This window comes from Micromonospora sp. NBRC 101691, assembly GCF_030269285.1.
In the GTDB taxonomy this organism is placed as follows: Bacteria; Actinomycetota; Actinomycetes; order Mycobacteriales; family Micromonosporaceae; genus Micromonospora; species Micromonospora echinospora.
This window is the reverse complement of sequence record NZ_BSTB01000023.1, coordinates 82,959-106,355: the sequence shown is the minus strand read 5'-3', so window position 1 is coordinate 106,355 and position 23,397 is coordinate 82,959. Positions and strand designations below refer to the sequence as shown.

General features: G+C 72.3%; 25 protein-coding genes and 1 pseudogene. 21 read left to right on the top strand and 5 right to left on the bottom strand.

All coding sequences use genetic code 11. From position 1 onward, the window contains the following. Positions 1-40: 40 nt before the first annotated feature. Positions 41-805 carry an ABC transporter ATP-binding protein gene (locus tag QSK20_RS27795; protein WP_285791567.1) on the top strand — a complete coding sequence of 255 codons (765 nt, stop codon included), beginning with the start codon at positions 41-43 and terminating at the stop codon, positions 803-805. Next, entirely contained in the window at positions 790-2,478 is a 1,689-nt protein-coding gene (locus tag QSK20_RS27790) for an ABC transporter permease (RefSeq protein ID WP_285791566.1), read from the top strand. Before QSK20_RS27795 ends, QSK20_RS27790 begins: the two co-directional genes overlap by 16 nt. A 56-nt stretch (positions 2,479-2,534) precedes the next feature. Here QSK20_RS27790 and QSK20_RS27785 read toward each other — a convergent pair whose 3' ends face one another. Next, entirely contained in the window at positions 2,535-2,789 is a 255-nt protein-coding gene (locus QSK20_RS27785) for a hypothetical protein (protein ID WP_285791565.1), read from the bottom strand. Positions 2,790-2,879: 90 nt separating this feature from the next. Between QSK20_RS27785 and QSK20_RS27780 the strand changes: the two genes are divergently transcribed. The 13 genes and pseudogenes from QSK20_RS27780 to QSK20_RS27720 all read left to right on the top strand — a co-directional run bounded on the left by QSK20_RS27780 (position 2,880) and on the right by QSK20_RS27720 (position 15,375). Beyond that, positions 2,880-3,368 carry an SRPBCC family protein gene (locus tag QSK20_RS27780; protein ID WP_285791564.1) on the top strand — a complete coding sequence of 163 codons (489 nt, stop codon included), beginning with the start codon at positions 2,880-2,882 and terminating at the stop codon, positions 3,366-3,368. A 13-nt stretch (positions 3,369-3,381) separates the two neighbouring features. Further along, positions 3,382-3,939 (top strand): annotated as a pseudogene (locus QSK20_RS27775) (flavin reductase family protein); the annotation flags it as partial. 225 nt (positions 3,940-4,164) lie between these two features. Next, a complete protein-coding gene (locus QSK20_RS27770) occupies positions 4,165-4,530 on the top strand; it encodes a DUF485 domain-containing protein (RefSeq protein WP_285791563.1) in 366 nt (121 codons plus the stop codon). Then, positions 4,508-6,181 (top strand): monocarboxylic acid transporter, encoded by a 1,674-nt coding sequence (locus tag QSK20_RS27765; RefSeq protein WP_285791562.1) that lies wholly within the window; start codon positions 4,508-4,510, stop codon positions 6,179-6,181. Before QSK20_RS27770 ends, QSK20_RS27765 begins: the two co-directional genes overlap by 23 nt. 147 nt (positions 6,182-6,328) lie before the next feature. Beyond that, entirely contained in the window at positions 6,329-7,306 is a 978-nt protein-coding gene (locus tag QSK20_RS27760; protein WP_285791561.1) for an NAD-dependent epimerase/dehydratase family protein, read from the top strand. A 77-nt stretch (positions 7,307-7,383) separates the two neighbouring features. Further along, entirely contained in the window at positions 7,384-8,619 is a 1,236-nt protein-coding gene (locus tag QSK20_RS27755; RefSeq protein ID WP_285791560.1) for an LCP family protein, read from the top strand. 203 nt (positions 8,620-8,822) lie between these two features. Beyond that, positions 8,823-10,037, top strand: coding sequence for an LCP family protein (locus QSK20_RS27750; protein ID WP_285791559.1), 1,215 nt, complete (start codon positions 8,823-8,825; stop codon positions 10,035-10,037). Positions 10,038-10,204: 167 nt separating this feature from the next. Continuing rightward, positions 10,205-11,203: an LCP family protein gene (locus QSK20_RS27745; protein ID WP_502889047.1), complete on the top strand. Its 999-nt coding sequence runs from the start codon at positions 10,205-10,207 to the stop codon at positions 11,201-11,203. Between the two features lie 29 nt (positions 11,204-11,232). Further along, positions 11,233-11,568: a rhodanese-like domain-containing protein gene (locus QSK20_RS27740; protein WP_285791558.1), complete on the top strand. Its 336-nt coding sequence runs from the start codon at positions 11,233-11,235 to the stop codon at positions 11,566-11,568. A 10-nt stretch (positions 11,569-11,578) separates the two neighbouring features. Next, positions 11,579-12,367 (top strand): glycerophosphodiester phosphodiesterase, encoded by a 789-nt coding sequence (locus tag QSK20_RS27735; RefSeq protein WP_285791557.1) that lies wholly within the window; start codon positions 11,579-11,581, stop codon positions 12,365-12,367. Between the two features lie 85 nt (positions 12,368-12,452). Next, positions 12,453-13,910 carry a sensor histidine kinase gene (locus QSK20_RS27730; RefSeq protein WP_285791556.1) on the top strand — a complete coding sequence of 486 codons (1,458 nt, stop codon included), beginning with the start codon at positions 12,453-12,455 and terminating at the stop codon, positions 13,908-13,910. Between the two features lie 72 nt (positions 13,911-13,982). Further along, complete coding sequence (locus tag QSK20_RS27725; RefSeq protein ID WP_416905776.1) at positions 13,983-14,399, top strand: ATP-binding protein; 417 nt, start codon at positions 13,983-13,985, stop codon at positions 14,397-14,399. 91 nt (positions 14,400-14,490) lie between these two features. After that, complete coding sequence (locus QSK20_RS27720; RefSeq protein ID WP_285791554.1) at positions 14,491-15,375, top strand: DUF5926 family protein; 885 nt, start codon at positions 14,491-14,493, stop codon at positions 15,373-15,375. Positions 15,376-15,547: 172 nt separating this feature from the next. On the opposite strand, the gene QSK20_RS27715 is transcribed toward QSK20_RS27720, so the two are convergent. After that, positions 15,548-16,756 (bottom strand): arginine deiminase, encoded by a 1,209-nt coding sequence (locus QSK20_RS27715; RefSeq protein WP_285791553.1) that lies wholly within the window; start codon positions 16,754-16,756, stop codon positions 15,548-15,550. Positions 16,757-16,919: 163 nt separating this feature from the next. Here QSK20_RS27715 and QSK20_RS27710 point away from each other — a divergent pair, with 163 nt between their 5' ends. The 5 genes from QSK20_RS27710 (at position 16,920) to pheA (ending at position 20,315) form a co-directional block, all read left to right on the top strand. Continuing rightward, entirely contained in the window at positions 16,920-17,618 is a 699-nt protein-coding gene (locus QSK20_RS27710; protein WP_088985425.1) for a hypothetical protein, read from the top strand. 209 nt (positions 17,619-17,827) lie between these two features. After that, positions 17,828-18,286 (top strand): hypothetical protein, encoded by a 459-nt coding sequence (locus tag QSK20_RS27705; protein ID WP_145834796.1) that lies wholly within the window; start codon positions 17,828-17,830, stop codon positions 18,284-18,286. Between the two features lie 61 nt (positions 18,287-18,347). Next, positions 18,348-18,737: an ACT domain-containing protein gene (locus QSK20_RS27700; protein ID WP_285791552.1), complete on the top strand. Its 390-nt coding sequence runs from the start codon at positions 18,348-18,350 to the stop codon at positions 18,735-18,737. 80 nt (positions 18,738-18,817) lie between these two features. Continuing rightward, a complete protein-coding gene (locus QSK20_RS27695; RefSeq protein ID WP_285791551.1) occupies positions 18,818-19,348 on the top strand; it encodes a hypothetical protein in 531 nt (176 codons plus the stop codon). Positions 19,349-19,358: 10 nt separating this feature from the next. Next, entirely contained in the window at positions 19,359-20,315 is a 957-nt protein-coding gene (gene pheA, locus QSK20_RS27690) for a prephenate dehydratase (RefSeq protein WP_285791550.1), read from the top strand. Positions 20,316-20,397: 82 nt separating this feature from the next. On the opposite strand, the gene QSK20_RS27685 is transcribed toward pheA, so the two are convergent. The 3 genes from QSK20_RS27685 to QSK20_RS27675 all read right to left on the bottom strand — a co-directional run bounded on the left by QSK20_RS27685 (position 20,398) and on the right by QSK20_RS27675 (position 22,089). Then, positions 20,398-21,117: an AIM24 family protein gene (locus QSK20_RS27685; protein ID WP_285791549.1), complete on the bottom strand. Its 720-nt coding sequence runs from the start codon at positions 21,115-21,117 to the stop codon at positions 20,398-20,400. A 93-nt stretch (positions 21,118-21,210) separates the two neighbouring features. Next, positions 21,211-21,573 (bottom strand): metallopeptidase family protein, encoded by a 363-nt coding sequence (locus tag QSK20_RS27680; protein ID WP_285791548.1) that lies wholly within the window; start codon positions 21,571-21,573, stop codon positions 21,211-21,213. An 84-nt stretch (positions 21,574-21,657) separates the two neighbouring features. Next, positions 21,658-22,089: an OsmC family protein gene (locus tag QSK20_RS27675; protein WP_088981430.1), complete on the bottom strand. Its 432-nt coding sequence runs from the start codon at positions 22,087-22,089 to the stop codon at positions 21,658-21,660. Positions 22,090-22,358: 269 nt separating this feature from the next. On the opposite strand from QSK20_RS27675, the gene QSK20_RS27670 reads away from it, so the two are divergent. After that, a complete protein-coding gene (locus QSK20_RS27670) occupies positions 22,359-23,168 on the top strand; it encodes a hypothetical protein (RefSeq protein ID WP_285791547.1) in 810 nt (269 codons plus the stop codon). Positions 23,169-23,397: the final 229 nt, after the last annotated feature.

Sequence of the window (23,397 nt, the reverse complement as noted above, 5' to 3'; positions counted from 1 at the left end):
GCAGGAGAGTCAGGTGGAGTCCGGCGGATAGTTTCGGGTCATGACTTCTGCGCACCCGGCCCTCCAGCTGCGTGGGCTGGCCAAACGGTTCGACACCAAGGTCGCGGTGGCGGGCGTCGACCTCGACGTCCCGGCCGGTTCGTTCTACGGCCTGCTCGGCCCGAACGGCGCCGGCAAGACCACCACCCTGTCGATGGCCGTCGGCCTGCTGCGGCCGGACGCCGGTGGCGCCTGGGTGCTCGGGCAGGACGTCTGGGGTGACCCGGTCCGGGCGAAGCAGCTGCTCGGGGTGATGCCGGACGGCGTACGCCTCTTCGACCGGCTCAGCGGCGCGGAACTGTTGGCGTACCACGGCCTGCTGCGCGGCATGGACCCGGCGGTGGTCGACCAGCGCGCGGCGGAGCTGCTCGACGTGCTCGCCCTGGGCGACGCCGGCCGGACCCTGGTGGTCGACTACTCGGCCGGGATGAAGAAGAAGATCGGGCTGGCCTGCGCGCTGCTGCACGGCCCCCGACTGCTGGTGCTGGATGAGCCGTTCGAGGCGGTCGACCCGGTCTCGGCGGCATTGATCCGCGACATCCTGCACCGGTACGTCGTCGGCGGCGGGACGGTGGTCTTCTCCAGCCACGTCATGGAGGTCGTGGAGCGGCTCTGCTCGCACGTGGCCATCCTCGCCGAGGGGGTCATCAAGCGGGTCGGCACCCTCGACGAGGTACGCGGGGAGCGCTCGCTGGAACAGGTCTTCGTGGAGGTGGTCGGCGGACGCACCGCCACCGGCGAGGAGCTGTCGTGGCTGTCGCGGTGACGGAGCCTGCCGAGCGGGTCCGCCCGGTGTCGGCCCGCCACTTCGTCCGGCTCAAGCTGCGGGTGATGGGCAACAACTTCCGGGGCCAGGGCTGGCGGATCGCCCTCTTCGTCGGCGGCGTGGTCGCCGGGCTCTGGTTCGCCGGCACCGGGTTCTTCCTGCTCGCCGCCCCCGGGCTGGCCGACGAGTCCCGGTACGCGCTGATGGCCGCCGCGTTCGGCGGAGGGCTGGTGGTGCTCGGCTGGCTGCTGCTGCCGCTGGTCTTCTTCGGCGTGGACGAGACGCTCGACCCGGCCCGGTTCGCGCTGCTGCCGATCTCCCGGCGCACCCTGGTCACCGGGCTGTTCGCCGCCGCGCTGGTCAGTGTGCCGGCGGTGGCGACCCTGCTCGCCATGACCGGACTGGTGCTCACCTCGGGCCTGCTCGGTGGTGCGGCGGCGGCCGTGGCCGCCGTCGTCGGGGTGGTCGCCGGGTTGCTGCTCTGCGTGGCGGCCAGCCGGGCGATCACCAGCGCCTTCGCCACCATGCTGCGGTCCCGGCGGGTCCGCGACCTGGCGGCCGTGCTGCTCGCGGTGCTCGCCGCGCTGCTCGGCCCGTTGCAGCTGGTGGTGCTCGCCGCCGTGCAGGACGCCGACTGGGACCGGCTGGCCGGGGTGGCCCGGGTGGTCGGCTGGACCCCGTTCGGCGCTCCCTGGACGGTCGGCATCGACGTGGCCGAGGGGCGGGCGTGGGCGGTCCCGGTGAAGTTGCTGATCACCGTGGCGGCCATCGGCGCGCTGCTGGTGTGGTGGTCCCGGTCGTTGGAGTCGGCGATGGTCGGGGCGGTCAGCTCCGGTCCGGCCAGGACCCGCAGCGGCCCGGTCGGCGGGGCGGTCGCGCAGCTCTTCCCGCGGGTGGTGGGCTGGGTCCGGCGGGACCGGTTCGGCGCGCTGGTGGCCCGGGAGTGCCGCTACTGGTGGCGGGACGCCCGACGGCGGGCCAACCTGATCACGATCGCGGTGGTCGGCCTCTTCGTGCCGGTGATGGTCAACTTCGGCGGGGCGAGCTTCACGGCCGGGGACGGCATGGAGCTGGCCACCCCCGACTCCTCCCCGGTGACGGTCAGCGTCTCGATGGTCTTCGTCGGTCTGCTCGCCGCGGTCACGCTGGCCAACCAGTTCGGCTTCGACGGCAGCGCGTACGCGGCCAACGTGGTGGCCGGGGTGCCCGGTCGGCTGGAGCTGCAAGCCCGGATGGCCGCGTTCTCGGTGTACGTGCTGCCGATGCTCGCCGTCGTCGCCGTCGTCCTGGCGGTGCTGCTGGGCCGGCCGGCGTGGCTGGGCGTGATGGCGGGCAGCCTGCTCGCCACGTACGGGGCGGGGTTGGCGATCAACTCGTTCGTCTCGGTGCTGGGGGCGTACTCGTTGCCGGAGACGAGCAACCCCTTCGCGCTGAACAGCGGCGCCGGGATCACCAAGGGTCTGCTGACCCTGGTGTCGATGCTCGGCTCGGCGGTCGCGGCGGTGCCGATGGTGGTCGCGGCGGCGCTGCTCGGCGACGCCTGGCTCTGGCTGGCCGCGCCGCTCGGGCTCGGGTACGGCCTGGGCGCGGCGCTGCTCGGCGCGTACCTCGCCGGTGACGTGCTCGACAACCGGGCCCCGGAGTTGCTGACGGCGGTGACCCCCCGCCGCTGACCGGGTGCGCTACTCGCTCCGCCGCGTGGCTGCGTGGTGCTGGCCGGGCGCTCCGCTCAGCGCAGGCGAAGGAAGGCGTAGAGCATGCGGCTGTCGCTGGCCCCGGTGACGCTGACCAGCTCCCACCCGAAGTGGGAGAGGTACTCGACGGCCTCCAGCAGTTGGGTGATGGAGCTGCTCGCCATCCGCGGCCGGGTGACGACCGCGAGGTGCCGGTGCGGGTAGCCGCGGAAGTCCACCTCGTTCCGGAGCACGGATTCCGCGATGACGAGTCGACTGCTGGCGAGCTGCTGCGGTGTCACAGGGGCCATGCCCGGCACGATAGAGGCCACCCGCATCCCCCGCTGGTCAGCCGCCGTCCGGCCGGTGCCCGGGTTGGGGGGCGGCGGCACAATGGGCCGATGCCCGTCGTCGAATCGGTCGTCACCGTCCCCGTGCCCCCGGAGCTGGCGTTCGCCGTGTCGCAGACCGTCGGGTCGGTGCGCTACCGGTGGGACCCGTTCGTCCGGGAGCAGCACTTCGCCGACGGGGCGACCCGACCCGGCAAGGGGGTACGCACGGTCACCCGGTCCCGGCACGGGCTGCTCATGGTCAGCGAGTACGTCTCGTACGTCCCGCCGAGCCACGTGGGGATGAAGATGGTCCGGGGCCCGTGGTTCTTCGAGGTGTTCGCCGGTGGCTGGCGGTTCGCCCCCGGCCCCGAGCCGGACACCACGGTCGCCACCTGGCGGTACAGCTTCCGCTGTCGTCCGGCGTTCCTGCGTCCGGCGGCGGAGCGGATCGGGACGTGGCTGCTCGGCCGGGACATCCGTCGCCGGATCGCCGGCTTCGCGGCCGGCTGCACCGACCCGGTGGTGGTGGCCGCCGCCCGGTCGGATGGCGAGCGCTGAGGCCCACGGAGCCGCCGGCCGGGTCACAATGTTTCACGTGAATCATCAAGCGGGCGCGGAGATCCACCACGTCGATCCGTTCGCCACGCCGGCCGGGCAGCGGTCACCGGTCCGCCGGCTGCGGGGACGGCTGGCGTCCCCGGTCACCCTGTGGACCGCGCCGGGACCGGCCGGGCTGACCGTCTCGTCGACCCTGGTCGCCGAGGGGGAGCCGGACCGGCTGCTCGGGCTGGTGGATCCGGAGGCCGACCTGTGGGCGGCGGCCGAGGAGGCGGGCCGGTTCGCGGTCGCGGTCCTCGGCCCCACGCACCGACAGCTCGCGGACCGGTTCGCGGGCCTCTTCCCGTCTCCGGGCGGCCTCTTCGCCCTCGACGAGTGGGTCGACACCCCGTACGGTCCGGTGCCGGCGGACGCCGGCGGCTGGGTGGGTTGCCGACTGGACGGCAGCCGCGAGTGCGGTTGGGCGCTGCTGGTCGAGGCGACCGTCGAGGTGGTCGAACTGCCCGAGGCACCTGACCAGGCCGAGCCGCTGCTGCACCACCGGGGCCGGTACCGCACGCTGGGCGGCTGACCCCCGGCGACGGACCCGGCCCTACCGCGCCCCCTCGGATCGGGGAGCGTGGGTGGTCGGCGATCGACGACGACCGTTCAACTACGTGACCCAGGTCACTCGGCGCAGCCAATCGCCCGTTCGGCGCAGCGAGCGACCGGCACCGATCTTTGCCTTTTCCGGCGGGAAGCACCGTCCCTACGGTGCGCGGAACATCCCACGCCTGCGAAAGGTGGTGATCTACAGATGTCGACGGACACACCGACTCCCGCCCCGACGAACCGCGAGCGGTACCTCGCCGTACAGCGGTCGGACGAGTTCGCCGGTCTGCGCCGCGCGCTGCGCGGCTTCGTCTTCCCGATGACCGTGGCCTTCTTCCTGTGGTACGCGCTCTACGTGATCCTCTCCGCGTACGCGCGGGGTTTCATGGGCACGAAGCTCTTCGGCAGCAACATCAACGTGGCGCTCGTGTTCGGGCTGCTCCAGTTCGTCTCGACGTTCCTGATCGCCTGGCTCTACGCCCGGTACGCCGACCGGAAGATCGATCCGGTCGCCGACCGGATCCGTGCCGAGATCGGGGAGGTGACCCGTGACGACGATGCTCGCGGCTGAGGCGGTCGACACCACCGCCCGCAACCTGACCATCGCCCTCTTCCTGGTCTTCGTGGCGGCCACCCTCGCCATCACCATCTGGGCCAGCCGGCAGACCAAGACGGCCACCGACTTCTACGCCGGCGGCCGGTCCTTCTCCGGTTTCCAGAACGGCATGGCGATCGGCGGCGACTACATGTCGGCGGCGTCGTTCCTGGGCATCGCCGGGATCATCGCCCTGTACGGCTACGACGGCTTCCTCTACTCGATCGGCTTCCTGGTCGCCTGGCTGGTGGCCCTGCTGCTCGTCGCCGAACTGCTGCGCAACTCCGGCCGGTACACGATGGCCGACGTACTGGCCTTCCGGATGCGTCAGCGGCCGGTCCGGACCGCCGCCGCAGCCTCCACCATCACCGTGTCGATCTTCTACCTGCTGGCCCAGATGGTCGGCGCGGGCGCGCTGGTGGCGCTGCTGCTCGGCATCCGGCCGGGAACGACCTTCCTCGGTATGGACGCGGACACCGCCAAGGTCGCCACCATCATCCTGGTCGGCGCCCTCATGATCATCTACGTCACGGTCGGCGGGATGAAGGGCACCACCTACGTGCAGATCGTCAAGGCGTTCCTGCTGATGGGCGGCGCGCTGATCATGACGTTGCTGGTGCTGGCGAAGTACCAGTTCAACCTGTCCGCGCTGCTCGGTGACGCCGCCGCCTCGTCCGGCAAGGGCAACGCCTTCCTCGAACCGGGACTCCGGTACGGCGTCGAGGTGGCCGGGAACGCCACCCAGACGTTCTACAACAAGATGGACCTGCTCTCGCTCGGCATCGCCCTGGTGCTCGGTACGGCGGGCCTGCCGCACATCCTGATCCGCTTCTACACGGTGCCCACCGCCAAGGCGGCCCGAAAGAGCGTGCTCTGGGCGATCGGCATCATCGGCACCTTCTACCTGCTCACCCTGGCCCTCGGCTTCGGGGCGGCGGCGCTGGTCGGCGGTGAGGCGATCACCGCCCAGGACAAGGCGGGCAACACCGCCGCACCACAGCTCGCCGAGGTGCTCGGCGTGGACTTCCTCGGCGGCGACCTGGGCGGCGCGGCCCTGCTCGCGATCATCGCGGCGGTGGCCTTCGCCACCATCCTGGCGGTGGTGGCCGGGCTGACCCTGGCCTCGTCGTCGAGCCTCGCGCACGACTTCTACGCCAACGTGCTCCGCAACGGGCAGACCTCCGAGCGGCAGGAGGTCCGGGTCGCGCGCCTCTCCGCCCTGGTCATCGGCGCGGTGTCCATCCTGCTGTCGATCTATGCGCAGAACCTGAACGTGGCGTTCCTGGTGGCGCTCGCCTTCGCGGTCGCCGCCTCGGGCAACCTGCCGGCGATCCTCTACAGCCTGTTCTGGAAGCGGTTCAACACCTCCGGAGCGGTCTGGGCCATCTACGGCGGCCTGCTCTCGGCCGTGCTGCTGGTCTTCTTCTCGCCGGTGGTGTCGGGGCAGCCGACGTCCATGTTCCCCGAGCACGACTGGCAGTGGTTCCCGCTGTCCAACCCGGGGCTCCTCTCCATCCCGTTCGGTTTCCTCTGCGGCTGGTTCGGCACCGTCATCTCGAAGGAGAGCGACGAGGACAAGTACGCCGAACTGGAGGTCCGTGCCGTGACGGGGGCCGGCGCCCACTAGATCAGGTCGTCCGGCTCGTCGCTGACCGCTCCGGCGGTTGCAGGGGTCCCCTCCTCCTCAAAATGCGGTAGGAGGGGGCCCCTGCAAACAACCCGGCCCCGGCGTGCGGCACGGCGCGGAACGGCAGCGCTGAGTAGGCTGGCCGGCATGAAGGTAGCTCCCCGTTTCGGTGCCGGTCACCGCATTCTCGTCACCGGCGGCGCCGGTTTCGTCCCGTCGCACCTGGTCGACGTGCTGCTCGATCGCGGCTGCACGGTGGTCGCGGTGGACAACTTCGTCACCGGTTCCAAGGAGAACGTCGCCCACCTCGCCGAGCGCCCCACCTTCACGCTGGTCGAGGCGGACATCTCGGACGGCCTGCCGACCCACCACCCGGCGCTGGCGGAGCGCTTCGACGCGATCCTGCACATGGCGTCTCCGGCCAGCCCGACCGACTTCGCCACCATCCCGATCGAGATCCTCCGGGTCGGCTCGGTCGCCACGCTGCACCTGCTCGACCGGGCGGTCGCCGACGGGGCCCGGTTCCTGCTGGCCTCCACCTCCGAGGCGTACGGCGACCCGAAGGAGCACCCGCAGCGGGAGACGTACTGGGGCAACGTCAACCCGATCGGCGTCCGTAGCGTCTACGACGAGGCCAAGCGGTTCGCGGAGGCGGCCACGATGGCCTACCACCGACGCCACGGCCTGGACGTCGCCATCGTGCGGATCTTCAACACGTACGGCCCGCGCATGCGGCCGGACGACGGTCGGGCCATTCCCACCTTCGTCGCCCAGGCGCTGCGGGGCGAGCCGATCACCGTGCACGGCACCGGGGCGCAGACGCGCTCCATCTGCTACGTCGACGACCTGGTGCGCGGCATCCTGCTGCTGCTCGACTCGACCGAGACCGGGCCGATCAACTGTGGCACCGAGCACGAGATGTCGATGCGGCAGCTCGCCGAGCTGATCGTGTCGCTCTCGGACAGCACGTCCGAGGTGACCTATGTCACCCGTGCCGCCGACGACCCGGAGATGCGGCGGCCGGACCTGACCCTGGCCCGGGACCTGCTCGGGTACGAGCCCCGGGTCGCGCCCGAGGACGGCCTCCGACGCACGATCGACCACTTCCGCAAGCGGTTGGGCTGATTTCTCCACAGGTGTTCTGCGGTTGGCTGAGCTTCACCTGAAGGCGTGACTGGCTCCGGGTCCGTACCCTGAGTTACATGTCAGCGACCTCGTCAGCCGGTCTTCCGCTCCTGTACCTGCACCGGGGCTCTGCCGGGCGTGCCTCGGTCCCGGGCTCCGGCCCGGGGCGACGGTCCGGCCCGGAACGGCCGGTCGTCGAGCGGCACCGGGCCGGTGCCGCCGCCCCGGACGACGACGGACCACTCGGTCCGGGTGGTCCGACCGGTCCGACCGGTCCGGGTGGACGTGGGCGTTCCGGCCGGCCGGGCCCCCGTCCCCGGTGGGGCCGGATCGCGCTGGTCGCCGGCGTCGCCGTGCTGGTGCTGGCGCTCCTCGGTGGCCTGGGCGCCTGGGTCTACGCGCGCGGGCTGAACGACGACCTGGCCCGCACCGACCCGTTCACGGAGATCACCGAGGGACGACCGCCCAAGGCGGTCGACGGCGCGCTCAACATCCTGCTGGTCGGCAGCGACTCGCGGGACCCGGACGCGCCCGTCGACCAGTCCAGCAAGTGGCGGGCGGACACCATCATCGTGATGCACATCCCGTCGAGCCACGCCGAGGCCTACCTGGTCTCCATCCCCCGCGACCTCTACGTGCCGATCCCCGAGAGCGCGAACGCGGAGTGCGGGTCCGGCCAGCGCGGAAAGATCAACGCGGCGTTCGCCTTCGGTGGCCTGCCGTTGGCCGTCCGCACGGTGGAGTGCTTCACCGACGTGCACCTGGACCACGTGATGGCGGTCGACTTCGCCGGGTTCAAGCAGGTCACCGACGCGCTCGGCGGGGTGGACCTGCCGGTGGAGCAGACCGTCACCTCGATCCACAAGCCGTACCGGACCTTCACCAAGGGCGTCAACCACATGAACGGGGCCGAGGCGCTGGACTGGATCCGGCAGCGCAAGCAGTTCCCGGACGGCGACTTCGCCCGGATGCGGCACCAGCAGGAGTTCCTCCGGGCCCTGATGGACAAGGCGGCCAGCAGCGGCACGCTGGGCAGTCCCCGCAAGCTGAACGCCTTCCTCAAGTCGGTGACCGACGCGGTGACCGTGGACGAGGGCTTCTCCCTGGTCGACATGGCGGTGCAGTTCCGGAAGCTGCGCGGCGAGAACCTCACCTTCGTGACCAGCCCGCACCTGGGCAGCGAGACCATCGACGGCGAGTCGGTGGTGGTCTCCGACCGGGAGAAGGCGCTGGCGATGTACCGGGCCATGGCCGGCGACCGGATGACCGAATGGGTCAAGACGAACCAGCCCGCCAAATCCAACGGCGGCTGAGGCTTCGACAGACGTCAGCACCCCTCGGCGGCGGGTCGCCCTCTACCGGCGCACCAGCCGCCGATCGGTTTTGGCGGATCAGCCGTTCGGCCAGCAATCGGCGGTGACAGCGGGTGGACCGGAAAATAACGGCAGGATGAACTCGCCAGATCGGGGACGGATCCGTAAAGTGATCCCGCCCCCGATATCGAACTGGAGCACGCATGCCGGTTCAGACCCGCCGTCGCCCTCCGTCGCGGGAATCCGCCTCCGCAGGACGCGCTTCGGCCTCCGTCGTTCCGCCGCCCCGCCGGGGTGGCGGTCGTGGTACGGACACCACCCCGAAGCGGAAGCGGCGCAAGGACCCGCTCTGGGCCCGGATCACCGTGATCGTCGGCGCGATGCTGATGATGACAAGTGGTGCCGCGATCGTGGGCAGCAAGGCGCTCATCGGTCAGGCCACGGGGAACATCTCCCAGCAGAACCTGCTCGGTGACGCCGGCAAGAGCGACGCCGAGGGTGGTGACACCCTCGAAGGGCCGATCGACATGCTGCTGCTCGGCGTGGACGCCCGGGCGAGTTGGGCGGCCGACGACGTGCGGGCGGACAGCATCATCGTCCTGCACATTCCGGCGACGCACGACCAGGCGTACCTGATCTCGATTCCCCGGGACACCGAGGCGCAGATTCCGGCCTTCAAGAAGACCGGCTTCACCGGCGCCACCGACAAGATCAATGCGGCCTTCCAGTACGGGGCCCGCAATGGTGGCGGTTGGGCCGGGGGCGCCCAGTTGATGGCCCAGACGATCAAGCAGATGACCGGCGTGAGCTTCGACGGCGCGGCGATCATCAACTTCGGCGGCTTCAAGAAGGTGATCGACGCCCTGGGCAGCGTACGCATCTGCGTCAGCCAGGAGGTCGAGTCGATCCACATGTCGTACGTCGACGGCAAGCCGATGTGGAACGCGGACGCCAAGAAGACCGGCAAGAAGAGGACCCCGGTGGTGCACAAGAAGGGCTGCCGGGAGATGGAGGGCTGGGAGGCCCTGGACTACTCCCGCCAGCGGTACGGCCTGAAGAACAGCGACTACGACCGCCAGCAGAACCAGCAGCAGCTGATCAAGGCGATGGCGAAGAAGGCCATCAGCGACGGGGCGATGACCAACCCGATGAAGCTGAAGGCACTGCTGGACGCGGCCGGAGACACGCTGATCCTGGACACCGGCCGGGCGAACATGGCGGACCTGGTCTTCACCATGCGTGGGGTCACCGACAACGAGCTGACGATGTTGCGGACGAACAACGGCACCTACCACGGCAACGAGCACGGCCGCGAGGCGCTCAGCCCGTTGACCATGGACATGTTCAAGGCGGTCAAGGAGGACCAGCTCGCCGAGTTCGTCTTCGCCAACCCGGCCGTCCTCTCCACCCGGAAGTGACCGAGCCCCGGTCCACGTGATCCGTCCCGGTCGGCCAGGGCAGGCCCTCGGATCGGGCAAATGCCGTCCGTAACGCGAAACGGACTCGTAGCCTGAGGTGAGCAAGGCTCGTCTCGGGCTACGGGGGAGGCGTCACGTCCAGGTCAGCGCGGACCGGTTCGGGGCCGGTGGGCACCGCCGCGCCGCGCTGGGCCCGGGTCCTGGTCGGCGTCGGTCTCGCCCTGGCCCTGATCGCGGTGGCCGCGGTGGTCGGGGTACGCGCACTCACCGAACGGTACGACCGCTCGGTGGCCCGGGGGCAGCTGCTCGACGACGACGCACGCCGGAACCGGACCGACCCGGACGGGCCGCTGAACTACCTGCTCATCGGCTCCGACCGGTTCCGGGGCGCCGACGACGCCGACCAGCGCTCGGACACCATCCTGATCGTGCACCTGCCCGCCGGGCTGCGCCAGGCGTACCTGATCTCCGTTCCGCGCGACCTGCTGGTCACCATTCCGCCGGCAGGCAACGGGTACGACGGCGGAGAGGACAAGGTCAACGCCGCGTACGACCTCGGGGGTGGGGGCGAAAGCGGCGCCCGGCTGCTCTCGGCCACCCTGCACCGGCTCACCGGCCTGAAGTTCGACGGTGCCGCCGTGGTCGACTTCACCGGGCTGCGCCAGGTGGTCGACCTGCTCGGTGGCGTCCGGATGTGCGTCGACACCGAGGTCCGGTCGGTGCACACCGGCACCGTCTTCGCCCCCGGCTGCCGGCAGATGGACGGGGCCGCCGCGCTGGACTACGTCCGGCAGCGCTACGACCTGCCCGGCGGCGACTACGACCGGCAACGACACCAGCAGCAGTTGCTCCGGGCGATGCTCGACCGGGCCGGCCAGACCGACCTGCTCGGCGACCCGCTGAAGCTGGACTCACTGATCCGGGCGGTGGGGGACTCGTTGACCGTGGACACCAACGGCGTACCCCTGGAGGATCTGGTCCTGGCGCTGCGCGCGCTTCCCGCCGACGGGTTGGTCGGTGTCCGGGTGCCCTCGTCTCCACAGCTCATCGGCCAGGTGTCGTACGTCGTCCTGGACGGCGGCGGCACCGAACTCTTCCGGGCCGTCCGGGGCGAGCGGATCACGCGCTGGGCCGCCGCGAATCCGCAGTGGGTGAACTCACTCTGAGAGGGCACGAGGGTCTAACCTTGGTACCCGTGTTCGGACCTGAGATTCCCACCGTGACCGTGAACGAGATCACCGACGCCACCTACCTGCTGGACGTGCGGGAGGACGGCGAGTGGGCGGCGGGGCATGCCCCCGGCGCGCACCATGTGCCCATGACGGAACTGCCCGGCCGGCTCGCCGAGGTGCCCAACGACGTCGACGTGGCGGTGATCTGCCGCTCCGGCGGTCGCTCGGCGCACGTCGTCGCGCACCTGATGCAGAACGGGTGGGACCGGGTCCGCAACGTCGAGGGCGGAATGCAGCAGTGGGCCGCCGCCGGACGGCCGGTGACCACCGACAGTGGAGCCCCGGGTCAGGTCGCCTAGGCCGACGGCGATGAGCGGGCCACTGGTCTTCGCCCACCGCGGTTCCTCCGCCGCACTGCCCGAGCACACCCTCGCGGCGTACCTTCGGGCACTCGACGAGGGTGCCGACGGACTGGAGTGCGACGTCCGACTGACCCGGGACGGGCACCTGGTCTGCGTGCACGACCGGCGGCTGGACCGGACGAGCAACGGGCGGGGCCGGGTCAGCACGCGTACCCTCGCCGAGTTGGACGCGCTGGACTTCGGCTCGTGGCACCCGGGCTGCGGGCCGCTCGACGCCGACGAACCGGTCGATCCCACGCGGACCCGGTTGCTCACCCTGGAGCGGCTGCTCGACGCGGTACGCGAAGCCGGCCGACCCGTCCGGTTGCTGGTCGAGACCAAGCACCCCACCCGGTACGGCGGGAACGTCGAACGGCGGCTGGTCGAGATGCTGCGCCGGTACGGCCTCACCGAGCCCGGACCGGACGACCCGGTACGGGTCACCGTGATGTCGTTCTCGCCGCTGGCGGTGCGGCGTACCCGGGAACTCGCCCCGGCGCTGCCGACCGTGCTGCTGCTGGACTCGTTGCCGGGTTGGCTGCGACCGGGCAGGCTGCCCTTCGGCGCCCGGATCGCCGGACCGGGCATCGCCCTGATCCGGTCCCGGCCACAGCTCGTCCCGACGCTGCGGTCCGCCGGCCACCAGGTGTACGTCTGGACGGTCAACGAGCCGGACGACCTCGACCTGGTCCTCTCGGCCGGGGTGGACGGCATCATCACCGACCGCCCGGCCCTGGCCCTGGCCCGACGTGGCTGAACCGCGCCCCGTGACCGGCCGGGACGGCGTGGGCGAACCGGGCCTGGGGTGTCGGGAACCCGATCGGGAAGGCACACTCTGGGGCATGCCGGAGCGACCCGACTACGCCGCTCTCGTCGCCGGCCACACCGTCGTCGTCGAGAGGATCAACTCGGGCGACTCCGGGCTGCCCGTGCTCACCCAACTGCTCCGGGTGGCCCAACCCGCCCTGGGCGCGGCGGGAATGGCGTTCGTGGAGTTCACCCCGAACGGTGGGCGGGTGATCGCCGCGACCGGCGCGGCCGAGTGGGCGATCGGTCGTCCGCTGCCCCCCTCCGACCCGGCCACCGCCTTCCTCATGCAGGGCCCCCGGGTGCAGCGGGTCCGGGCCGACCGGTTCACCGGCAACCTCGCCGAGGAGCTGGCCCGACGGGGACTCTGCTGGCTGGTCGCGGCGCGCGCCGAGATCGGCGGCCGGGCGGTCGGCAGCCTGCACGCCCTGCATCCGACGTCGGACGGGGAGGCCACCGGCGAGAGCGCGGTGATCGGCTACCTCGCCACCTGCATCGCGCACATGTACGGCGACCAGACCGGACTGCCGGTGCACGGCGACGGGCCGGTGGTGGCCGCGCTCGCCGACGGGCTGGCCGTGGTCGACGGGGACGGCTACGTGCGGCTGTGGAATCCGGCCGCCGCCCAGGTGACCGGCCGCGGCACCGGGCAGGCCCTCGGCCAGCCGTTGCCGTTCCCGCTGCCACCGCCCGGGCAGGTGCTCGACCACCGGCTGCCGGACGGGCGCTGGCTCCGGATCACCTCCGGTGAGCTGCCCGGGCCGGGCGCCCTGCGGGTGGCGACCTTCCGCGACGTCACCGACCAGCAACACCGCGACCAGGAACGGGATCTCTTCGTCGCGGTGACCAGCCACGAGCTGCGCACCCCGGTCACCGTCATCAAGGGGTACGCGAACACCCTCACCGACCACTGGGACTCCCTCACCGACGCGGACCGCCGAAAGGCGGCCCGGGTGATCGGTCAACGGGCCAACGAGCTGGCCCGCCTGGTCGACCGGCTGCTCTCCTCCGCCACCGACTTCGGGCCGGGCTCGGAGACCCCGCCGGCCGCGCTCGACCTCGTCGAGGCGCTCCGGTCGGCGGTCGCCGGTCTCCCCACCGAGCTGCGACAGCGGATCGTCCTCGACCTCCCCGCCGGCCTGCCGCCGGCGCTCGGCGACCGGGCCGACCTGGCGACCGTCCTGACCGAGCTGACCACGAACGCCGACAAGTACTCCCCGCCCGGCTCCCCGATCGGCATCAGCGCCGACGCCGACGAGCGGACCGTCGCGTTCCGGGTCGTCGACGAGGGCATCGGCATCCGGCCGGAGCACGTGGAACGCGCCTTCGAGCGGTTCTGGCAGGGCGAGTCGGGCGACCGGCGGCGCTATCCCGGCGCGGGGCTCGGTCTCTACCTCGTCCGCCGGATCGTGGAGCGGCGGAACGGGTGGGTATCGCTCCGACCAGGGACGGGTGGGGGTACCGTCGCAGAGGTGCGGCTGCCGCGCGGGTGAGATCCCCCGGCACGAGGTAGGCGGCAAGGAGGCACGGGCGTGTCGGCGAGGTCGGCGGAGCGGTCCTGGTGCGTGGTGGTGCCCCACCACGCGAGTGGAGCGCGCCTGGCCCGGCATCGGCTGGCCGCCGTGCTCGCCGACGAGGTGCCGCCGGCCCTGCTGGCCGACCTGGTGGCGGTCCTCGCCGAACTGGTCGGCAACGCGGTCCGGCACGCCGACCCCCTACCCGGCGGAGTGGTCCGGGTGGCCTGGCGGTTACGCCCCGAGGGCGACGGGCAGCACGTCCTGGTCCGGGTCACCGACGGCGGGGCGGCTTCGGCGCCCCGGATGCGGGCGGCCGGGCTGGACGCGGCCGACGGGCGTGGGCTGCACATCGTCGCCGGCCTGGCGAGCCGGTGGGGCGTCGACCGCGACGGTCTCGGGCAGAGCGTCTGGGCCGACTTCGACCCGGCCGAGGTGGGCCGCGTCGACCTGGTGGCCGCCGGCTGACGGTTCGCAGACGGGCGGTCGGGACGCGCCGACCGGCGTCGGACGCACCGCACCCCACATCCGTCCCGCCCGGCCCTTAGGCTGTCTCGCCGTGAGCAAGCGTCGAAAGAACCAGCGGGCCGCCGAAGACACCCCGAAGCGGGAGAAGGTGCGGGACATCTTCGTCCCCCGCCCCTTCGAGGGACTGACCGACGAGGCGGAGTGGATCGCCCTGCGCGAGTTGGTGCCGGCCGCGTCCGCGCCGCTGCGCCTGGCGCCCGCCCTGGTCGAGGAGTACGGCGACCGCCCGGTGATCCTGGCGACGGTGCTGCCGATGGCCACCCCGGCCATGACCAAGCCCGACGGGCGGATCTTCATCGGGCTCCAGCGGCACCTCCAGTCCGGTGACGTCTCCCGCGACCTGGCGGAGGCGCTGCTCTGCGCGCTTCGTACCGAGCCGGGCCGGTCGGTGCCGGTGCCCCCGCTGCCCGGCCCGGGTCCCCGTCTTCAGGACGTGCTGGTCGACGGGCCGCTCGAGGTCACCATGCACGACGGGTTCGAGTTCTGGCTGGACCCCGGCGCGGGCGACGACCCGAACGTGCAGGCGTCGTTGGAGCGGGCCAACGCGGCCGTCTACCCGACCGTCAAGCTGACCGCGGCCCGCGCCGCCTACTGGTGCCAGGTGCCGGAGAAGGCGCACGTGCGCTGGGTCCTCCCGGACGACGAGGACACGGCCCTGGACACGTTGGCGCGGCTCGGGGCCGCCGGCACGCTGACGCTGGGCGAGGGGACCCGCTTCGCCGGCATGTTCCGGGCGCACGGTCGGCTGGTGCCGGTCTGGGACCTGCCCGACGGGCCGCCCGCCACCGAGTGGGAGGAGCCGCTTGCGCAGTTCGCCAAGCGGTACGCCGAGGCACTCGCCGACCCGACCCCGCTCGACGCGGCCGGCCGCCGCGCCCGTCAGGGCCTCCTCGGCCGCCAGCTGACGCTCCGCTGAGTCGGGCCGGCGCTTCTCCCGGGTGTTTGCAGGGGGCCCTTCCTCACGTTTTTTGATGAGCAGGGGTCCCCTGCAGGCACCTCGGCCGGGCGGCTCAGCCGGGCACCTCGGCCGGGCGGCTCAGCCGGGCACCTCGGCCGGGCGGCTCAGCCGGGCACCTCGGCCGGGCGGCTCAGCCGGGCAGGGGGTCGCGGACCAGGGGGCAGGACATGCAGCGCGGGCCGCCCCGGCCCGAACCCAGCTCGGATCCGGCGATCGGGATGACCTCGATGCCGGCCCGTTCCAGCTGGGCGTTGGTCTCGACGTTGCGCTCGTAGCCGACGCAGAGCCGGGGGGCCAGGGCGAGCGTGTTGTTGCCGTCGTCCCACTGCTCACGCTCGGCGGTCACCGGGTCCAGGCCGGTGTCGATCACCCGGAGCGCGTCGAGGTCCATCGCGTCGGCCGCGGCGCGCAGGAACGGGGCGGGCCCGTCCACCTGCGGCTCGCCGTCCGGACCCGCCACCACGGTGTACGCCGACAGCGTGTGGGCGACGTTCGGGTACATCAGCACGGCGTCGACGTCGACCATGGTGCAGACGGTGTCCAGGTGCATGGTGGCCCGCTCCTGCGCGATCGGCACCACGAGGATGGTGTGGGCCAGCCCGGCGGCGAAGACCCGCCGGGCCAGCCGCTCCGCGCCGGCGGGCGTGGTCCGCTCGCCCACCCCCACCGCCACCACTCCGGGGGCGAGCAGGAGGACGTCGCCGCCCTCGAGGTGCTCCAGCCCCGGTTCGTAGACCGACCGGGAGTCGGCGAAGCGGGGATGGTGCCGGTAGATCGCGCCGGTCAGCGAGGTCTCCCGCCGCCGGGCCGGCATGGCGAGGCTGGTCACCCCGACCCGGTCCCGGATCCACAGTGACGAGTCGCGGGTGAAGAGCAGGTTCGGCAGCGGGTCGATGACGAACTCGTGCCGGTCCATGAGCGTGTAGACCAGCCCCCCGGGGCGGTCCCAACTGGTGCGCAGTTCCTCGTGGGCCAGGCCGGCGACGAACACGTCGGCGAGGGCGGCCGGGTCGAGGTACGTGAGGTGGTCGGCGACCCGGCGGCGCAGCGTGTCACCGAGGCGCCGGTCCCGTAGCACCTGGTCGGTCAGCTCCGCGCGGGCTTCCGCGACGGCCAGTGTCTCGGCCAGTAGGGTGGCGAGGTACAGCACCTCCACCCCGCGCTCGCGTAGGGCGGCGGCGAAGGCGTCATGCTCCTCCTGTGCCCTACCCACCCATGGGATAGCGTCGAACAGAAGTGAGTCGTTGTTGCGGGGGGTGAGTCGCGCGAGTTCGGGGCCGGGCCGGTGCAGGAGCACGGTGCGGAGCCGGCCGACCTCACTGTCCACGTAGTGGGTCACCCACGCAGCCTAGGCCAGTGGTTGACGGCATCCGGGAAAAGAGATGGGCATGAATGTGGCATTCATCCGCACTCACTCCGGTGCTTCGACTTGCCGACACACCGGACTAGCCACGTAGGGTAGTGAGGACATAACTTCGAGGGACCTTTTGCCGGAGGTCGCGATGTCTGTCTTTCCCGCACGTCGAGCCGTATCCACCAGCCGGGCACTGCCGCCCAGGGGGGGTCCACAGTCCCACGTCGAGGCTTCCGGCCTCCCCGCCCCGGTCCGGCCCTCGCCGTTCGGGTGGGCGCGTCGTCGGCGCGCCGAGAAGGGCGCCCGCCGCCTGGAGGCCGCGGGAGCGCGTGCCCTCGGCCAGCTCGACACCCTCGGGCCGGCCTGGCACGTGATCGAGTGGCCCCGGGCGGATCTGGCCGACACGGTGCTCGACCCGGTCCAGGACGACCGCGCCGGCTTCCTCGCCATCGGTCCCAGCGGGCTCTTCGCGATCAGCATCGTCGACCACGGCCGCACCCGGGTGCTCGTCGCCGGGGACGTCGTCCAGATCAACGGCAAGCGCCCGCCGTACGTGGCGGACGCCCGTCGGGACGCCAAGCGGGCCAGCAAGGCGCTCACCAAGGCCGTCGGCAAGACCATCCCGGTGACGCCGGTGCTGGCCTTCGTCGGCTCCGGCGACATCAGCGTCTACGGCCTGCCGAAGGACATCCTCATGGCCACCCACCGCGAACTCGACCGGTTGCTCATCGCCGGGGGCGCGCGGATCAGCCCGGCCACGGCGGAGAAACTCGCGCAGGTCGCCCAGTACCCCGGCACCTGGAGCAACGGCACGTACCGTCCAACGGCCGACTACCGGTGGTACTAGGAAAGCCGAATGGCCGCTGACAAGCGGGCCAACCACCGGTAACGTCACCGGCGACGCTACGCGGCCGGAGGTTCACCACAGGTCCGCGCCGTCGCCGGTCATCCGCTGACGGGCACCCGCCCCACCTGCGGTCCGGTGGCTTCCGCGGGTCGCCGGTGGGCGGGCGGCCGGCCAACATGGACAGCCCGGCGGTGCACAGAGGAGGCTCGGTGGCCCACGTCGAACTCTCGCTTTCGGACGTGTTCGTGCCGGCGGCACGGACCCCGACAGAGCCCGGGTTCGGCAACTTCGAACAATGGTCCGCCACCGTCTCCCGGGCACTGGAACCCTGCCTGCTCATCGACCTGGACACCAAGGTCGCCGCCGTGTCGGCGTCCGGCTGTGAACTGCTCTGCCTGGGCGCCCCGGACGAGCTGATCGGACTGCCGTTGCTCGACGGCGGGCTGCGCCTGCTGGACTTCACCGCCAACCGGGGCGAACTGACCGAGCAGGAGGTCGACAAGATTCCTCCGCTACTGGCCCTCTCCTCCGGTCGACTCGCCCGCGGCCTGCTCCGGGTGCAGGGTTCCGTCGCGGACGCGCCGGACGCCACGGTCGACGCCATCTCCACGCCGGTGCTCGCCGACGGCGTGGTCGCGGGCTCTCTCACCTTCTTCTCCGAGGTCTGACCTCCGGCAACGCGGCAGAACGGCGTATGCCGGGACCTCCCCGACGCCGTAAGGTGCCCTCATGCTGGATGTCGCTCTGCTGCCGGGCGAGTACGCTGTGTGCCGGCTGACCGCCGGTGCCGCCCTCCCACCCGCGCTCTGGAGCGATCTCGGCAGTGGGCAGGTCGTCTCGGTGAGCTGGGCCGCCGACGGGGTCTCCCTGATCTGCCCGATGGACCGGGTGCCTGGCGGCCTCCCGGTGGAGACGGCCTGGCGGTGCCTCCGCGTCGTCGGCCCGCTGGACCTGGCGGTGACCGGGACGCTCGCCGCGCTGGTCGGCCCGCTCGCCGAGGCGCGGGTCAACGCGGTGGCGTTCTCCACCTACGACACCGACCACCTGCTGGTGCCGGCGGTACGCCTGACCGAGGCGACGGCCGCCCTACGTGGAGCCGGACACCGGGTCACCGACTGACTTCACCCCGGGCCTCTCGCGTCCTACCATGGGCAAGGCCCCCCGTCGGAACGACGTCCACCTATGCCAAGGACCGGTTCGTGCCCACCACGCTCTCCCGGCTGCTGGCGCTCAGCCTGCTGACCGTCGTACTCGGCGGGTGCGCGGCTCCCCCGGAGCTGGAACAGCGCTCGGCCCGGCCGACGCCCACTCCCACCCCCACCGCCGCGCCGTCCCCCACCGCCTCGCCCGGCCCGCCCACCGGTCTTCCGCTCCCGCCGCCGACGGCGTTGCCGACCACCCCGGGCTCCTCCGGCGCGATCGCCGTCGCCTGCACCAACGGTCCGTCCCGGGAACAGGTCCTCCGGGTGGTACGCGGCTCGTCCGGGGTGCTGCCCGGCGGCACCGGGGTCAGCGTGCGCAGCGGCCCGCTCTGTGCGGACGACTGGCAGCACACCGTGCTCGCCGTCTCCGGGTACGAGGACCTGACCGTGGTCACCCGGGGGCGGCCGGGGTCGCTGCGACTGGTGACGGCCGGCACAGACGTCTGCACGATCGAGGTGCGCACCGCCGCGCCGACCGGGATCCGGACCCTCGCCTGTGACGGCACGGGCGGCCTGCCGGGTGCGTAGGCTGGTCGGCATGCCGGGAACACCGCCGACACGTTTCGTCTACCTCGGCCCCGAGGGCACCTTCGCCGAGCAGGCGCTGCGCACCGTCCCCGCCGCCGAACGCGGCACCCGTACGCCCGCGCGCAGTGTCGGGGAGGCGCTGGACAGCGTACGGGCGGGCGAGGCCGACGCCGCCCTGGTACCACTGGAGAACTCGATCGGCGGCGCGGTCGGCGTGACCCTCGACGAGATGGCCGAGGGGGAGCCGCTGGTGATCACCCGGGAGGTGGTCCTGCCGGTGGAGTTCGTCCTCGGCGCCCGCCCCGGCACCACGCTCGACGACGTCCGGAGCGTGGCGGCCCACCCCCAGGCCTCCACCCAGTGCCGGAACTGGCTGCGGGGCCACCTGCCGGACGCGGTGGTGGTGGACGTCCTCTCCAACGGGGCCGCCGCCGGTGGGGTCGCCTCCGGCGAGTACGACGCGGCGGTCTGCGCCCCGATCGGCGCCGCCCGGCACCGGCTGGCGGTGCTCGCTGACAAGATCGCCGACCACCCGGACGCGGTGACCCGCTTCGCGCTGGTCTCCCGGCCGGGTCCGCCGCCCCCGCCGACCGGCGACGACCTCACCTCGCTGGCCGTCTACATCGCCCACGACCGGGTCGGGGCCCTGCTGTCGGTGCTCATGGAGCTGGCCGTGCGCGGCGTGAACCTGACCCGCATCGAGTCCCGCCCGACCGGCGAGGCGCTCGGCCGGTACGTCTTCTTCCTGGACTGCACCGGCCACGTCGCCGACGTGCGGCTCGGGGAGGCGTTGCAGGGACTCCGCCGGGTCTGTGCGGACGTCCGCTTCCTGGGGTCGTACCCCCGGCACCGCTTCAGTGGCGCGGCGGGTGACCGGCCGGTCCCCGCCCCCGCCGGTCTCTCCGACGCCGACTACGCCGACGCGGCGGCGTGGCTGGCCCGCATCCGCGCCGGCGCCCAGCCCTGACCCGTGCCACGCTGCCCGGACGGGGCACCGGAAAAGGGCACCCTCCCCGGCGGGAGGGTGCCCCGGCGAACCGGTCGGTGGATCAGCTGAGCAGGTTGCCGAGCAGGCCGCCCTGCTGCTGCTGGGTGCCGCTGCCCTGGATGGGGGGCTCCTCGGAGGGCTGGACCACCACGAAGCCCTGACCGGCGAAGCTCATCGTGAACGCCTCACCGGTGGTCCGGCCGAGCAGGGTGCCGAGGCCGAGCTGCTCCGCCCGGTGGTAGCCGGTCTGGAGGCTCGCCGACCAGCAGACGGCGGCCTGCGGGTCGACGTAGGTCGGGGCGTCGACGTTGAGCACCACCGGGCTGCCCTTGGTGGTGATGGCGATCCGGCCGTGGCCGCTGAAGACGCAGTTGAACAGGCCGGACGCCGCCATCCCGGTGCCGCCGACCATCTTGATGTCGTACTGGAGGCTGGAGTCGAAGGCCAGCACGCTCGAACCGTTGATCGACAGCGCGTCGCCGGGTTCGAGGTCGATGATGTGCACGTCCTTGGCGAAGTCGGCGAGGAAGACGTCGCCCCGGCCGGTGAGCTTCATCAGCGGGACGCCCTCACCGGTGAGCTTCTGCTTGAGGAACTTGCCGAGACCACCGGAGCCGAGAGCCTGGAACTGCACCTGTCCCTGGTACGCGACCATCGAGCCGACGCGGGCCATCGCCTCGCCGTTCAGCTCGATCTTGAGCATCTTGGAGTTCTGCAGCCGCATGCCGGGCTGAGCGGACTCCTTCTCGAGGTTCTCCGCGGAGAACAGCGCGCTGCGCATGGGTCTTCCTCCTGATTCGGGGTGTCCTGCTGGAGGGTAGGGGAGCACCGCAACCGGCCCACCGGCCGGTGACGGGGGGCTGACCGGCCCCGGTCAGCCCCAGCCCAGCTCGTGCAGCCGGTCGTCGTCGATGCCGAAGTGGTGGGCGATCTCGTGCACCACGGTCACCGCGACCTCGTCGACGACATCCTCGTCGCTGTCGCAGATGCGCAGGATCGGCCGGCGGTAGATGAGGATGCGGTCCGGCAGGACGCCGGAGTAGTCCCAGCCACGGTCGGTCAGCGCGTGCCCCTCGTAGAGGCCGAGCAGCTCGGGGTCGCCCGGGGGCGGGTCGTCCTCGACCAGGATCACCACGTTGCTCATCAGGGCGAGCAGTTCCTCGGGCACCTCGTCGAGGGCGTCGCCGACCAGCTCCTCGAAGCGCTCGCGACTCATCTCGACCGGCACGTCACCCATTCTGCCGCAGTCCGGTGGGGTCGGTGTCGCCCCGGTGCCCGCCGCCGGGCACCGGGGCGACGCTCATGCCCGGCGGCGGTGGGTTCAGGACGCCAGGCGGGCGGTCAGGCTGATCTCGGCGCCCGGGGAGAGCAGCCGGGAGATCGGGCAGTTGCGCTTGGCGGCCTCGGCCAGCTCGACGAACTTCGCCTCGTCGATGCCGGGGACCTGCCCGGTGGTGTCCAGCTCGATCCGGGTCACCGTCATGCCGGCGTCGGTCTTGTCCAGGTGCACCTTGGCGGTGGTCTCCACGGAGGTGCCCGGCGTGCCCGCGTCGGCGAGCGCCTTCGAGAGGGCCATCGAGAAGCAGGCGGCGTGCGCCGCGCCGACCAGTTCCTCCGGGTTGGTCCCCTCGCCCTCCTCGAAGCGCGACTTGAACGAGTAGTTCCCCTCGTACCCTCCCTGACCGGTGCGGAGCGTGCCGGAACCCTCGGTCAGGTTGCCCTGCCAGCGGGCGGATGCGTTACGGATAGGCATGGCACGACGCTATCCGACCAGCCGTCACCCGGCGACCGGTTGTGTCGGCCGCGACCCGATCGCGCCGCCGGGTCTCGCGGCCGGGGGTGGTTGCAGGGGTCCCCTCCTCGTCAAAATGCGGTAGGAGGGGGCCCCTGCAACCATCCACACCCAGGTCAGCGCGGCCGTCACGGGCGGCGCGATCGGGCCGTTCCCAGTCGGCTGTGTCATGATTCGGCACAGACCCGCGAACGTTGCAGCTCGGACCCGCGACCGCGGAAGGGTGGCCGATGTCCCAGGATCTCCCCATTCCCCGCCAGGGCAACCGGTCCGACGAAGCGGCCGTCCTGGAGTGGGGACCGTCCGCTCCCGCGCCGGAGGGCCTCACCCGTACGGTGGCCGGGCTCGGCCGGGACCCCCGGTTCCCGGTCGTCCTGGTCGGGCTGGGTGGTGCCGCCGCGCTCGCCTCGCTGATGGGCGAGTGGTTGGTGATGACGGTGCCGGAGAACGGGCCGCAGGGCAGCGGCAGCCTCCGCGTCCCCGGCGGGGTCTCCGAGGTGGGCGGCTTCGGGATCGGCTATCTCGTCGGGCTGCTCGGCCTGACCGGCGCGGCGGCACTCGCACTCGGCGGCACGCGGGACGCCCGGCGCAACGCCCGGGTGCTCGGCTCGGGCCTCGCGGTGGCGCTGCTCGCGCTCCTCGCCGCGGCGGCCGTCTCGCTCGACGACTCCACCCGGCGGTCCCTCTTCTACAGTGCCGACAGCGGCTTCCAGGTCGAGTACGGGCGGGGTCTGGTGATGGCCTTCGTGGGCGTGGCCCTGCTCGGGGCGGCGCTACGGCTGAGCGGGTCGGCCGACCGCCGGTCGGATCCGGGGGACGGGTCCCCCGGGCCCGGGACGGCGGCACCGGAGGACGCGGCCGACTCTCCGTACCCCTCGACGTCCGGGCCGGGCGACTCGACGGTGTCGGAGCCCGCCGAACGGTCGTGGTGGCCGAGGCGGCGGAGCCGGGCGGTGGAGGACGAGCCGCCCGCGCCGGAGGGGCTGACGGTGGAGCCCTCCGCCCCGTTCGCCCGTCCCGAGCCACCCACCGACCGCTGACCGCCGGCACCGGGTCGTCGGCTGTTCGCTTCCGGCTCCGCAGCGTGCTCCACCGCCCGGCGCACGGCGGCCTCGGCGACCCGCTACGCGGCACGGAGCGCCGGCCACCGGCCAGGGCCGGCCGGCAGCCGGACCGACACCGGGGGTTGGTGGTCGATTCGCCGTGAAGCCATGGTTACGAACGGTCGGGCGAGGTACGGTTGCTGCCCGCCGTCACGCACGGCGAGGC

Coding starts and splice junctions, on each gene's coding strand:
- QSK20_RS27710 (WP_088985425.1), top strand. CDS start 16,920: ATGTCTGTCTTTCCCGCACGTCGAGCCGTATCCACCAGCCGGGCACTG.
- QSK20_RS27770 (WP_285791563.1), top strand. CDS start 4,165: ATGTCGACGGACACACCGACTCCCGCCCCGACGAACCGCGAGCGGTAC.
- QSK20_RS27730 (WP_285791556.1), top strand. CDS start 12,453: ATGCCGGAGCGACCCGACTACGCCGCTCTCGTCGCCGGCCACACCGTC.
- pheA (WP_285791550.1), top strand. CDS start 19,359: ATGCCGGGAACACCGCCGACACGTTTCGTCTACCTCGGCCCCGAGGGC.
- QSK20_RS27755 (WP_285791560.1), top strand. CDS start 7,384: ATGTCAGCGACCTCGTCAGCCGGTCTTCCGCTCCTGTACCTGCACCGG.
- QSK20_RS27670 (WP_285791547.1), top strand. CDS start 22,359: ATGTCCCAGGATCTCCCCATTCCCCGCCAGGGCAACCGGTCCGACGAA.
- QSK20_RS27735 (WP_285791557.1), top strand. CDS start 11,579: ATGAGCGGGCCACTGGTCTTCGCCCACCGCGGTTCCTCCGCCGCACTG.
- QSK20_RS27795 (WP_285791567.1), top strand. CDS start 41: ATGACTTCTGCGCACCCGGCCCTCCAGCTGCGTGGGCTGGCCAAACGG.
- QSK20_RS27780 (WP_285791564.1), top strand. CDS start 2,880: ATGCCCGTCGTCGAATCGGTCGTCACCGTCCCCGTGCCCCCGGAGCTG.
- QSK20_RS27750 (WP_285791559.1), top strand. CDS start 8,823: ATGCCGGTTCAGACCCGCCGTCGCCCTCCGTCGCGGGAATCCGCCTCC.
- QSK20_RS27675 (WP_088981430.1), bottom strand. CDS start 22,089: ATGCCTATCCGTAACGCATCCGCCCGCTGGCAGGGCAACCTGACCGAG.
- QSK20_RS27685 (WP_285791549.1), bottom strand. CDS start 21,117: ATGCGCAGCGCGCTGTTCTCCGCGGAGAACCTCGAGAAGGAGTCCGCT.
- QSK20_RS27700 (WP_285791552.1), top strand. CDS start 18,348: ATGCTGGATGTCGCTCTGCTGCCGGGCGAGTACGCTGTGTGCCGGCTG.
- QSK20_RS27680 (WP_285791548.1), bottom strand. CDS start 21,573: ATGGGTGACGTGCCGGTCGAGATGAGTCGCGAGCGCTTCGAGGAGCTG.
- QSK20_RS27760 (WP_285791561.1), top strand. CDS start 6,329: ATGAAGGTAGCTCCCCGTTTCGGTGCCGGTCACCGCATTCTCGTCACC.
- QSK20_RS27785 (WP_285791565.1), bottom strand. CDS start 2,789: ATGGCCCCTGTGACACCGCAGCAGCTCGCCAGCAGTCGACTCGTCATC.